At 64.4% G+C, this 12,361-nt stretch carries 7 protein-coding genes; 5 read left to right on the top strand and 2 right to left on the bottom strand.

Annotated features, from left to right (window positions below):
* The first annotated feature begins 41 nt into the window (after positions 1–41).
* Positions 42–2,627 (top strand): Fe/S-dependent 2-methylisocitrate dehydratase AcnD, encoded by a 2,586-nt coding sequence (gene acnD, locus ACODSK_RS24010; protein ID WP_489019583.1) that lies wholly within the window; start codon positions 42–44, stop codon positions 2,625–2,627.
* 147 nt (positions 2,628–2,774) lie between these two features.
* The gene (gene prpF / locus ACODSK_RS24005) at positions 2,775–3,965 is read left to right on the top strand and encodes a 2-methylaconitate cis-trans isomerase PrpF (RefSeq protein ID WP_489019582.1); all 1,191 of its coding nucleotides are present in this window, start codon (positions 2,775–2,777) and stop codon (positions 3,963–3,965) included.
* A gap of 228 nt (positions 3,966–4,193) precedes the next feature.
* On the opposite strand, the gene acnB is transcribed toward prpF, so the two are convergent.
* Positions 4,194–6,794: a bifunctional aconitate hydratase 2/2-methylisocitrate dehydratase gene (gene acnB / locus ACODSK_RS24000; protein ID WP_489019610.1), complete on the bottom strand. Its 2,601-nt coding sequence runs from the start codon at positions 6,792–6,794 to the stop codon at positions 4,194–4,196.
* A 404-nt stretch (positions 6,795–7,198) separates the two neighbouring features.
* Between acnB and ACODSK_RS23995 the strand changes: the two genes are divergently transcribed.
* Both ACODSK_RS23995 and ACODSK_RS23990 read left to right on the top strand, forming a co-directional pair.
* Entirely contained in the window at positions 7,199–7,672 is a 474-nt protein-coding gene (locus ACODSK_RS23995) for a DUF1289 domain-containing protein (RefSeq protein ID WP_489019581.1), read from the top strand.
* A 107-nt stretch (positions 7,673–7,779) separates the two neighbouring features.
* Complete coding sequence (locus ACODSK_RS23990; RefSeq protein ID WP_489019580.1) at positions 7,780–10,617, top strand: RHS repeat protein; 2,838 nt, start codon at positions 7,780–7,782, stop codon at positions 10,615–10,617.
* Between the two features lie 42 nt (positions 10,618–10,659).
* Here ACODSK_RS23990 and ACODSK_RS23985 read toward each other — a convergent pair whose 3' ends face one another.
* Positions 10,660–11,523, bottom strand: a complete 864-nt coding sequence (locus tag ACODSK_RS23985; RefSeq protein WP_489019579.1) for a universal stress protein — start codon at positions 11,521–11,523, stop codon at positions 10,660–10,662.
* 155 nt (positions 11,524–11,678) lie between these two features.
* Between ACODSK_RS23985 and ACODSK_RS23980 the strand changes: the two genes are divergently transcribed.
* A complete protein-coding gene (locus tag ACODSK_RS23980; RefSeq protein ID WP_489019578.1) occupies positions 11,679–12,284 on the top strand; it encodes a MiaE family protein in 606 nt (201 codons plus the stop codon).
* Positions 12,285–12,361 lie beyond the last annotated feature (77 nt).

Raw genomic sequence — 12,361 nt, 5'->3', positions numbered from 1 at the left:
TGATCGACACAAAACCGAACCCGTGACCGAGCCGACCTGAAATGAACACCGAATTCCGCAAGTCCCTGCCAGGTACCGCCCTGGACTATTTCGATGCCCGTGCGGCGGTCGATGCGATCGCGCCGGGTGCCTACGACCGCCTGCCCTACACCTCCCGCGTGCTCGCCGAGAACCTGGTGCGCCGCTGTGATCCGGCAACCTTGAACGCCTCGCTCGGCCAGCTGATCGAGCGCAAGCGCGACCTCGACTTCCCCTGGTTCCCGGCCCGTGTCGTCTGCCACGACATTCTCGGCCAGACCGCCCTGGTCGATCTCGCCGGCCTGCGTGACGCCATTGCCGACAAGGGCGGTGACCCGGCCCAGGTCAACCCGGTGGTGCCGGTCCAGTTGATCGTCGACCACTCCCTGGCCGTGGAATGTGGCGGCTTCGACCCGCAGGCGTTCGAGAAGAACCGCGCCATCGAAGACCGCCGCAACGAAGACCGTTTCCACTTCATCAACTGGACCAAGAAGGCGTTCAAGAACGTCGATGTGATCCAGCCGGGCAACGGCATCATGCACCAGATCAACCTGGAGAAGATGTCCCCGGTGATCCATGCCGAACGCGGCGTGGCCTATCCCGATACCTGCGTCGGCACCGACAGTCACACCCCGCACGTCGATGCCCTGGGCGTGATTGCCATCGGTGTCGGTGGTCTGGAAGCCGAGAACGTGATGCTCGGTCGCGCCTCGTGGATGCGCCTGCCGGAAATCGTCGGCGTCGAGCTGTCCGGCAAGCCGCAGCCAGGCATCACCGCCACCGACGTGGTGCTGGCCCTGACCGAATTCCTGCGCAAGCAGAAAGTGGTCGGCGCCTACCTGGAGTTCCATGGCGAGGGCGCCCGGGCCCTGACCCTCGGTGACCGCGCCACCATTTCCAACATGGCCCCGGAATACGGTGCCACGGCGGCGATGTTCGCCATCGACCAGCAGACCATCGACTACCTGCGCCTGACCGGCCGCGACGAGCAGCAGGTCAAGCTGGTGGAAACCTATGCCAGGGAGGCCGGCCTGTGGGCCGACAGCCTGGTCAACGCCGAGTACGAGCGGGTACTGCGCTTCGACCTGTCCAGCGTGGTGCGCAACATGGCCGGCCCGTCCAACCCCCATGCCCGCGTCGCCACCAGTGATCTTGCGGCCAAGGGTATCGCCGGCGCCTGGGAGGAAGTCCCGGGGCAGATGCCGGACGGTGCGGTGATCATCGCCGCCATCACCAGTTGCACCAACACCAGCAATCCGCGCAACGTCATCGCTGCCGGCCTGCTGGCGCGCAATGCCAACAAGCTGGGCCTGACCCGCAAGCCGTGGGTCAAGTCATCGCTGGCGCCGGGTTCGAAGACCGTGGCCCTGTACCTCGACGAAGCCGGACTGACCGACGATCTGGAGCAGCTGGGCTTCGGCGTGGTGGCCTTCGCCTGCACCACCTGCAACGGCATGTCCGGCGCGCTGGATCCGGTGATCCAGCAGGAGATCATCGATCGCGACCTGTACGCCACCGCCGTGCTCTCCGGCAACCGCAACTTCGACGGGCGTATCCACCCGTATGCCAAGCAGGCCTTCCTCGCTTCGCCGCCGCTGGTGGTGGCCTATGCCATCGCCGGGACCATCCGCTTCGATATCGAGAAGGATGTGCTGGGCGTGGTCGACGGCAAGGAAATCCGCCTCAAGGACATCTGGCCGAGCGACGAGGAAATCGACGCGGTGGTCCGCGCCTCGGTGAAGCCGGAGCAGTTCCGCCAGGTGTATATCCCGATGTTCGCCATCGAAGAGGACAAGGGGCCGAAGGTCGCGCCGCTGTACGAATGGCGGCCGATGAGCACCTATATCCGCCGTCCGCCGTACTGGGAAGGCGCCCTGGCCGGCGAACGCACGCTCAAGGGCATGCGCCCGCTGGCGGTGCTGCCGGACAACATCACCACCGACCACCTGTCGCCGTCCAACGCCATCATGATGGACAGCGCGGCCGGCGAGTACCTGGCGAAAATGGGCCTGCCGGAAGAGGACTTCAACTCCTACGCCACCCACCGCGGCGATCACCTGACCGCCCAGCGCGCCACCTTCGCCAACCCGAAACTGTTCAACGAAATGGTCCAGGAAGGCGGCAAGGTCAAGCAGGGTTCGCTGGCGCGGATCGAGCCGGAAGGCCAGGTCACGCGCATGTGGGAGGCGATCGAAACCTACATGGAGCGCAAGCAGCCGCTGATCATCGTCGCCGGTGCCGACTATGGCCAGGGCTCGTCCCGTGACTGGGCGGCCAAGGGCGTGCGCCTGGCGGGTGTCGAGGCCATCGTTGCCGAAGGCTTCGAGCGTATCCACCGCACCAACCTGGTGGGCATGGGCGTGCTGCCGCTGGAGTTCAAGCCGGGCACCGACCGCAAGACCCTGGAACTGGACGGCAGCGAACTGTACGACGTGGTCGGCCAGCGCACGCCGCGGGCGACCCTGACCCTGGTCATCACCCGCAAGAACGGCGAGCGCGTCGAAGTGCCGGTGACCTGCCGCCTGGATACCGCCGAGGAAGTGTCTATCTACGAGGCTGGTGGCGTGTTGCAGCGCTTTGCCCAGGACTTCCTCGAAGGCGCGGCTTGATGGCAAGGCCCGGGCAGTGATGTCGGCTGTCCGGGCCTCATCGCTGGCAACGCCAGCTCCCACAAGGTTCGCGGTGCATGCGATACCTGTGGGAGCTGGCGTTGCCAGCGATTGGGGTTTCACCAATTGAACTGACAGGACAAATCCATGGCGCATGTACCCCAGATAAAAATCCCCGCCACCTACATCCGTGGCGGCACCAGCAAGGGTGTGTTCTTCAATCTCCAGGACCTGCCCGAAGCCGCCCAGCTCCCCGGCGCGGCCCGCGATGCCCTGCTGCTGCGGGTGATCGGCAGTCCCGATCCCTACGGCAAGCAGATCGACGGCATGGGCGGCGCCACCTCCAGCACCAGCAAGACAGTGATCCTGTCGCGCAGCATCAAGCCCGATCACGACGTCGATTACCTGTTCGGCCAGGTCTCCATCGACAAGGCCTTCGTCGACTGGAGCGGCAACTGCGGCAACCTTTCGGCGGCGGTGGGCTCCTTCGCCATCAGCGCCGGCCTGGTCGACGCCAGCCGCATCCCGGCCAGCGGCATCGCCACCGTGCGTATCTGGCAGGCCAATATCGGCAAGACCATCATCGCCCATGTGCCGATCACCAATGGCGAGGTCCAGGAAACCGGCGACTTCGAGCTGGACGGTGTGACCTTCCCGGCAGCCGAAGTGCAGCTGGAGTTCCTCGATCCGGCGGCGGACGAGGATGGCGACGGCGGGGCGATGTTCCCCACCGGCAACCTGGTGGACCAACTGGAGGTGCCGGGTGTCGGCAGCTTCGAGGTCACCCTGATCAACGCCGGGATCCCGACCATCTTCGTCAATGCCGAGGCCATCGGTTACACCGGCACCGAGTTGCAGGACGCGATCAACGGCGATGCCGAGGCCCTGGCCCGGTTCGAGACCATCCGTGCCCACGGCGCGGTGCGCATGGGGCTGATCAAGCATGTCGACGAAGCGGCGGGGCGCCAGCACACGCCGAAGGTGGCCTTTGTCGCGCCGCCGGCGGATTACCTGTCGTCCAGTGGCAAGCAGGTCAAGGCTGCGGATATCGACCTGCTGGTGCGGGCGCTGTCCATGGGCAAGCTGCACCACGCCATGATGGGTACGGCGGCGGTGGCTATCGGCACGGCGGCGGCGATTCCGGGCACGTTGGTGAACTTGGCGGCCGGTGGTGGCGAGCGTGAGGCGGTGCGTTTCGGCCATCCGTCCGGGACCCTGCGGGTGGGCGCGCAGGCGCAGCAGGTGAGCGGGCAGTGGAGCGTGACCAAGGCGATCATGAGCCGCAGTGCGCGGGTGTTGATGGAAGGGTGGGTGAGGGTGCCGGGGGATTCGTTCTAAGGCACTTTCTTCTGCGGGAGAAGCGGTGTTCGTCGTGAGGCGGGCACCGCTTTTTTGTTGTCCTCTCGGGCCTCATCGCTGGCAAGCCAGCTCCCACAGGTTCGGCAGTACATGCAATCCTTGTGGGAGCTGGCTTGCCAGCGATGAGGCCCGGAAGAGCACTGCAAAACCCCCAGGCATAAAAAAAGCCCCGCTTTTCAGCGGGGCTCTTTCAACGCAGGGTCCAGCTTAGACCTGAACAGCCGGGATCTTGGCGTTCGCAGCGGCTTCGCGGAACTCGGCGATCTGGTCGAAGCTCAGGTAGCGGTAAACGTCGGCAGCCATGCTGTCGATGTTCTTCGCGTACTCCATGTACTCCTCGACGGTCGGCAGCTTGCCGATGATCGAAGCGACTGCGGCCAGTTCGGCCGAAGCCAGGTACACGTTGGTCGCGTCGCCCAGGCGGTTCGGGAAGTTACGGGTCGAAGTGGAGACCACGGTCGAACCGGTCTGCACACGTGCCTGGTTACCCATGCACAGCGAGCAGCCTGGCATTTCCATGCGTGCGCCAGCCTTGCCGTAGATGCCGTAGTAGCCTTCTTCGGTCAGCTGGTGGGCGTCCATCTTGGTTGGTGGAGCCAGCCACAGACGGGTTGGAATGCCACCCTTGACCTTGTCCAGCAGCTTGCCGGCAGCGCGGAAGTGACCGATGTTGGTCATGCACGAACCGATGAACACTTCGTCGATCTTCTCGCCCTGTACGGTCGACAGCAGGCGGGCATCGTCCGGGTCGTTCGGCGCGCAGAGCACAGGCTCCTTGACGTCGGCCAGGTCGATCTCGATGATCTCGGCGTATTCGGCATCGGCGTCGGCAGACAGCAGCTCAGGGTTGGCCAGCCAGGCTTCCATGGCTTGCGCGCGGCGCTCCAGGGTGCGTGGGTCGCCGTAGCCTTCGCCGATCATCCAGCGCAGCAGGGTGATGTTGGACTGCAGGTACTCGGCGATAGCTTTCTCTGGCAGCTTGATGGTGCAACCGGCAGCGGAACGCTCGGCCGAGGCGTCGGACAGTTCGAACGCTTGCTCGACGGTCAGGTCGTTCAGGCCTTCGATCTCCAGGATGCGGCCGGAGAAGGCGTTTTTCTTGCCTTTCTTCTCGACGGTCAGCAGGCCTTTCTGGATCGCGTAGTAAGGGATCGCGTGAACCAGGTCGCGCAGGGTGATGCCAGGCTGCAGCTTGCCCTTGAAGCGAACCAGGATCGATTCAGGCATGTCCAGCGGCATGACGCCGGTGGCTGCGGCGAAGGCGACCAGGCCGGAACCGGCCGGGAACGAGATGCCGATCGGGAAGCGGGTGTGCGAGTCGCCACCGGTGCCGACGGTGTCAGGCATCAGCATGCGGTTCAGCCAGCTGTGGATGATGCCGTCGCCAGGACGCAGGGACACGCCGCCACGGGTGCGGATGAAGTCTGGCAGGGTGTGGTGGGTGGTGACGTCGATCGGCTTCGGATAGGCCGCGGTGTGGCAGAACGACTGCATGACCAGGTCGGCGGAGAAGCCCAGGCAGGCCAGGTCTTTCAGCTCGTCGCGGGTCATCGGGCCAGTGGTGTCCTGGGAGCCGACGGTGGTCATCTTCGGCTCGCAGTAGGTGCCCGGGCGAACGCCGGCTACGCCGCAGGCCTTGCCGACCATCTTCTGCGCCAGGGTGTAGCCCTTGCCGGTGTCGGCAGGCTGCTCTGGCTTCTTGAACAGGTCGGAAGCGCCCTGGCCCAGTTCGGCACGGGCTTTTTCGGTCAGGCCACGGCCAACGATCAGCGGGATACGGCCGCCAGCGCGGACTTCATCCAGCAGGACTTCGGTTTTCAGCTCGAAGTTGGTGACCAGCTCGTCGCTGCCGTGACGGCGGACTTCACCCTTGAACGGGTAAACGTCGATGACGTCGCCCATGGCCAGGTTGGTGCAGTCGAATTCGATCGGCAGGGCGCCGGCGTCTTCCATGGTGTTGTAGAAGATCGGGGCGATCTTGGTGCCGAAGCAGAAACCACCGGCGCGCTTGTTCGGCACGTACGGGATGTCGTCGCCGAAGAACCACAGCACGGAGTTGGTAGCGGATTTACGGGAAGAACCGGTACCGACCACGTCACCGACGTAGGCGACCGGGAAGCCCTTGGCCTTGACCGCTTCGATCTGTGCCAGCGGGCCGACCGAACCAGGTTGCGAAGGCTCGATGCCGTCACGGGCCATTTTCAGCATGGCCAGGGCGTGCAGCGGGATGTCAGGGCGCGACCAGGCGTCCGGGGCAGGGGACAGGTCGTCGGTGTTGGTTTCGCCAGGCACCTTGAACACGGTCAGGGTGTACTTCTCGGCGATGGCCGGACGCGAGGTGAACCACTCGCCGGCAGCCCAGGATTCCAGCACGGCCTTGGCGTGAACGTTGCCGGCCTTGGCTTTTTCGGCCACGTCGTGGAAGGCATCGAACATCAGCAGGGTGTGCTTCAGTTGCTCGGCCGCGACGGCGCCCAGCTCGGCGTCATCCAGCAGCTCGACCAGGGTGGCGATGTTGTAGCCGCCCTGCATGGTGCCCAGCAGCTCGGTGGCACGCTTGCGGTCGATAAGTGGGGAAGTGGCGTCGCCCTTGACGATGGCGGAGAGGAAAGCGGCCTTGACGTAGGCGGCTTCGTCGACTCCCGGGGGAACGCGGTCGGTGATCAGTTCAACGAGGAAGGCTTCTTCGCCGGCCGGCGGGTTTTTCAGCAGCTCGACCAGGCCTGCAGTTTGTTCGGCGTTGAGCGGCTGGGGAACGATACCCAGTGCTGCGCGCTCTTCGATATGTTTGCGGTAGGCTTCAAGCACAGTTATTACCCTCATCAGTGGTCCCAAATGGGTGTCCGGGACGCTCATCCAGAAAATCCGCACTCATGCGCAAATACGGCTTTTTGAGCCGCGTAGCCAGAGTTGCAGGAAATCCTTACAGAAGCTGCTTTCAAAGTTTTACGCCTGTAGAACGGAGGCTGATGAGGGCTGGTGCGGGACATTCAGGGCTGAATCTCCCGAACCAACGCCGTTCTACCGGATGAACTGTGCTCGTGACGCTTTGAAAACAGCTTCTAACGGACATTGGTGCCTAAAAAGGCGGTGTGATTCTACGGCAATTTCCAAATAAAGGTAAGGCGACGACGAAGACTTTAGCGAGTGACCCCCGTTAGACAAAGGGCTAACATGGCCGCCTGTTTCACTGCCATGCTGTCGATTCGCCCATGTCCAATCAGTCCATCAAGACGCCTTGCGTCGGCCTCTGCTCCACGGTTTACGGGGATACGGTGTGCCGTGGCTGCAAGCGCTTCCACCACGAAGTGATCCACTGGAACGGCTATAACGACGACGAGAAACGCGCCGTCTGGCTGCGCCTGGAGCAACTGCTGGTGCAGGTGATGACCGCCAAGCTGGAGGTGTTCGACATCGAGCGCCTGCGCCAGCAACTGGAGCAGCGCAAGATCCGCTACGTGGCCCACCAGTCGGAATATTGCTGGGCCTACCAACTGATCGCCCGCGGCGCCCGGGTGATCCGCGAGCTGGAGGCCTACGGCCTGGTCCTGCTCCCCGAGTTCCGCGACTGGGAACTGCCGGAACTGCGCGACGCCATCGATACCGAGTTCTTCCTGCTTTCCGAAGCCCACTACCAGCGCTACATCGCCCCGGGGTTCCTCAAGGATGCCCTGGGCGCCAGGTAGTTCGTCAGTTGCTCCGGCTTTTGTTCCAGAGGCTTGTATGCTCAAGGAACCACTCGGGTATTCGTGAAACTGATCAGCAGTCGTTTCAACGTCAGGGAGACTGAACGATGAACACTGCTGCCCCCGCCGTACACCGGCATACCCCGACGCTCCGGGCATTCGATGCACGCGGCCTGGTGATTCGCGATATCGCCTATCTGCGCGAGCTGGACGTAGTGCCTGTAACCTGCCTGATCAGCCGCCATCAGCATGACGCCCGTGGATTCCCGCTGCGCAGTGCCGATCCGCGCCTGTACGAGCAGGGTCTATGGAACGTCGCCTGGCACACCGACCTGGCCGGCCAGGCGCTGTGTACCCGTAGTCTGGATGCCGGCCTTAGCGTGACCCTGCACGATGCTGCTCGTCGTCCCGGTCTGCAGGTCGACCATATCCGCCAGCTCGACGGCGGCGGCGAGGATCCTGCCGAGGCCGTCACCCGGCTCTGGAGTTACGAAAGCCCGACACTGCGTGGACGTGTGCTGACCCTCAGCGAGCAGCTTGCCGGGCAGCCGGCAAGGATTACCGAACGCTTCGTTTACGCTGCGGCGACCCCCGCCGAACAGGCATTGAATCTCGCCGGCCTCTGCGTACAGCACTTCGACCCGGCCGGGGTAGTGGTCATCGACCAGATGACGCTGACCGGTGTAGCGCTTTCGCTTAGCCGGTTCCTGCTGGACGGCGCCGATGACGCCGAGCATGAAGCCGACTGGCAGCAGGCAACGTTGCCGCTTGGAGACGTCCACACCAGCCTGACCCGCAGCGATGCCACCGGCGCAGTGCTGACCACCACGGATGCCGCCGGCCACCGCCAACGTATTGCCTATGACCTGGCCGGGCAGTTGCGCAGCCGCTGGCTAGTGCTGCCAAGCGGCGAAGACGTGCAAATGGTTGCCGCACTGGACTATGACGCCGCCGGCAACCTGCTGCGCCAAGTGCATGGCAACGGAGTAGAGGTCAGCTGTCGCTACGAGGCGCAGACCCTGCGCCTGGCTGCGATCCGTGTCGAGCGTCCCGCCGGGCATCCGCTGGGCGCGGCGCTGCTCCAGGACTTGCGCTACGAGTACGACCCCGTCGGCCATGTCACGGGCATCGCCAATGAAGCCGCAGGCCCGACCTACTGGCGCAACCAGCGGGTCTCGGCGCGCAGCACCTATCGACATGACAGTCTCTATCGGCTGGTCGAGGCCACGGGTCGGGAAATGGCCAGCGCCCATTGGCAGGGCGGTCGCCTGATGCCGGTAGCGGTCGCCCTGGATGATGCCACCTACACCCGCTACGCCCAGGGCTACCGCTATGACCATGGCGGCAATCTCAGGCAGATTCGCCACAGTGCGCCCGTTGCGGCCAGCAGCCACACCACCGAGATTACCGTCAGCGCCTGCAGCAATCGCGCCGTGCTCGCCAGCCTGGGCGACAGTCCGCAGCAGGTGGATGCGCTGTTCACCGCTGCCGGCGCTCAGCGCCAGCTGAACCCCGGCCAGGCGTTGCGCTGGACGCCGCGTGCCGAGCTGCGCAGCGTGGTGTTGGCCACCCGTGACGTCGATCAGGAGCACTATCGCTATGACGCGGCCAGCCAGCGCGTGCTGAAAGTCACCCGCAGCAGTGGGGCGCCGACCCGACGGGTGGTCTATCTGCCGAATCTGGAGCTGAGGAGCATGGGCCATGGCGACGAAGCGCTCGAGGCGCTGCAGGTCATTCAGGTGCCCGACAGCGGCCGGGTGCGGGTCCGCCTGTTGCATTGGCAAAGCGGCAAGCCGGATGGCATCGACAACGATCAGTTGCGCTACAGCTACACCACCCTCACCGGCAGTTGCGGCCTGGAAATCGACGGCAACGGTGCGCTGATCAGCAACGAAGAGTTCTATCCCTTCGGCGGTACTGCGATCTGGACCGCACGCAATGCGCTGGAGGCGGACTACAAGACCCTGCGCTACTCGGGCAAGGAGCACGATGCCAGCGGCCTGTGCTATTTCGGCTATCGCTACTATCAGCCTTGGGTCGCTCGCTGGTTGAGCGCGGACCCGGCGGGAACGCGGGACGGGCTCAATCCCTATGCGATGGTCGGCAACGACCCGGTGAGCTTCTTCGATGCCCAGGGATTGATGCGACGTTCGCCGCAGGCCGGTGGCAGCAGGCCGTCCACGCCACCCTTCATCACCATGGCAAGGGGCTTGCACCAGTTCCCCTCGCTGGAGCGGCGCCAGGTGATCGATGCCCTGCAAGACGCCCGGGGCATCATGGCCAAGGTACTCCATCCCGATCCTTTGCCCGATGAGGAGATGCGCACCTGGTTCGGCCCGGCGTATCCGATGCAAGCCCGGCAGGTGGTGGAAACCTGGGGCAAGGTTGCGCAATTCCTGACCACCTACAGCTCGCCTTATCCGGGCTACGACAAGTTCCACAGGGTGCTCTCTCCCGAGCCCGACCAATATGCGCTGGTCGACAGCGATGACTTCGATGGCGTATTGAGGATCGATTCGGGCTTCTTCGATAGCAGTACCTCGGCTGTCGAGCGAACGGCGACAGTCATCCACGAGCTTTCCCACCTGAGCCGGGTATCGAAGGTTCCGGTGCCAGGGCCGGGTACGCGGGATTTCTTCTATCTGCTGGAAGGCAATGCACGAAGGGATTCGGACAGGATGGTCAATAAAGGGGACATGGCGCCCGAGGATCTCGAGGATCCCCAGTCCCTGTTCAACGAAATCGCTACGCTAGACAACCTGGTTGTGGAGCATGTGGATGAAACCGTCATGAAGTACTCCACGCCGCTCAAGCGTGACTTCATGGTCGTCAGGCAGGCGCGCCACGAATTCGAAAGCCGGCCATTGCTGCGAGCCCGGGTTGCAGCCAGGAATGCCGACAGCATCGCCCAGGCGGCGATGGCGATCGCTGCCCGACGTCCTTGAGCGGTTGCTGGCCGGACGCGGCGCCGGCCAGCGACATTAAGCTCAGCCCTGCGCCAGTTCGTTCAGGTGCGCCGCGACCTCTGCGGTCTTCAGTACCAGCACGTCGCTTTCCAGCGAGTCCAGCACCACTTCCGCGGTATTTCCGATCAGTGCCCCTGTAATCCCGGTGCGGGCCACGGTGCCGATGACCGTGACCACGGCGTCCAGCTTGCTGGCGGTGTAGGGAATCAGCACATCCGCCGGCCCTTCGGCGACATGCAGGCGCTCGTCGCTGATGTCGAATTCGGCCTGGAACGCCGCGCATTCCTCGCGATAACGCTGTTCGATGGTTTCCTTGAGCTGGTACACCGGATCCGCCGCCGAGAGCATCGGCGACGGATGGGCGGCGATCACGTGCAGGTCGCCCTTGGCCAGCCCGGCGATGGCGTAGCCGTGGTCGATGATGTCGCCGTGCAGCACACGGTGGTCCTGGTCGCGGTTGCCGACGTCGACCGCCGCCAGGATCACCCCGCCGGTCCATGGCCGTTCGGTCTTGACCATCAGCACCGCCGCCGGGCACAGGCGCAGCAGCTTCCAGTCCGAGGGAGTGAGCAGGGCCTTTTTCAGCGGGTTGTCCGGGCGATGCTCCTTGATCACCAGCTCGCAGCCCTCGGCCTGCTGCACATCGATGATCGATTCGTGCAGGGTGTCGTGCCAGGCCTGCTCGAAGGTGACGTTGTCGTAGCCATCGTCGTGCAACTGGCTGCTGAGCAGGCTGAGCAGGGCGCTGTGGTCGTGCTTGCGATCGCACATCAGCAGGTGCAGGCGCGCGCCGGTGGCCGTGGCGATGAGCTTGGCCCGGGTCAGGGCGCGGCTGTGGGCGTGTTCGGGATCGAGGACCACGAGGATGCTGCGGACGGCTTGCATGAGTCTGGACTCCCTTGGGAAATGACGACCGATGCCTGACTATAGTCGGCGCCCGCCGCGACGGAGCTTGATGCATATCAAAGCATAGTCACTGGTGCGCGCCGGCCGCGCCGGTATAATCGCCGGCCCTGTCGCCCTCATGCCGTTTGTGAATCATGGAACCCATTCCCGAAATCGACGCCTTCCTCGGTTGCCGCACCCCCGACGCCTGGGTGCAAGCGGCGCTGGCCGACCAGGAAACGATGCTGATCGACCATAAGAACTGCGAATTCAAGGCGGCGAGCACCGCCCTCAGCCTGATCGCCAAGTACAACGCCCATATCGACCTGATCAACATGATGTCGCGCCTGGCCCGCGAGGAGCTGGTCCATCACGAACAGGTGCTGCGCCTGATGAAGCGCCGCAAGATCCCCCTGCGTCCCGTGTCCGCCGGCCGCTACGCCTCGGGCCTGCGCCGTGTGGCCCGGGCCCACGAGCCGGCCAAGCTGGTCGACACCCTGGTGATCGGCGCCTTTATCGAAGCGCGCAGTTGCGAGCGGTTCGCCGCACTGGTGCCGCATCTCGACGAAGAACTCGGCAAGTTCTACTACGGCCTGCTCAAGAGCGAGGCGCGGCACTATCAGGGGTATCTGAAGTTGGCCCTGCAATACGGCGATGCCGAGGATATCCAGCGCACCGTGGACAAGGTGCGTGAGGTCGAGGTCGAGCTGATCCTTTCCCCGGATGAAGAATTCCGCTTCCACAGCGGCGTCCCTGCCTGAGTTGACTCTACACCCCCCCCTGTGGGAGCGGGTTCACCGGGACGCCGGACCGCCGCGATGACGGCAGTGAAGCCACC

The organism is Pseudomonas sp. FG98, assembly GCF_057808595.1.
This window is presented reverse-complemented; position numbering and strand designations above follow the sequence as displayed.

Coding starts and splice junctions, on each gene's coding strand:
- ACODSK_RS23995 (WP_489019581.1), top strand. CDS start 7,199: ATGTCCAATCAGTCCATCAAGACGCCTTGCGTCGGCCTCTGCTCCACG.
- prpF (WP_489019582.1), top strand. CDS start 2,775: ATGGCGCATGTACCCCAGATAAAAATCCCCGCCACCTACATCCGTGGC.
- ACODSK_RS23985 (WP_489019579.1), bottom strand. CDS start 11,523: ATGCAAGCCGTCCGCAGCATCCTCGTGGTCCTCGATCCCGAACACGCC.
- acnD (WP_489019583.1), top strand. CDS start 42: ATGAACACCGAATTCCGCAAGTCCCTGCCAGGTACCGCCCTGGACTAT.
- ACODSK_RS23990 (WP_489019580.1), top strand. CDS start 7,780: ATGAACACTGCTGCCCCCGCCGTACACCGGCATACCCCGACGCTCCGG.
- ACODSK_RS23980 (WP_489019578.1), top strand. CDS start 11,679: ATGGAACCCATTCCCGAAATCGACGCCTTCCTCGGTTGCCGCACCCCC.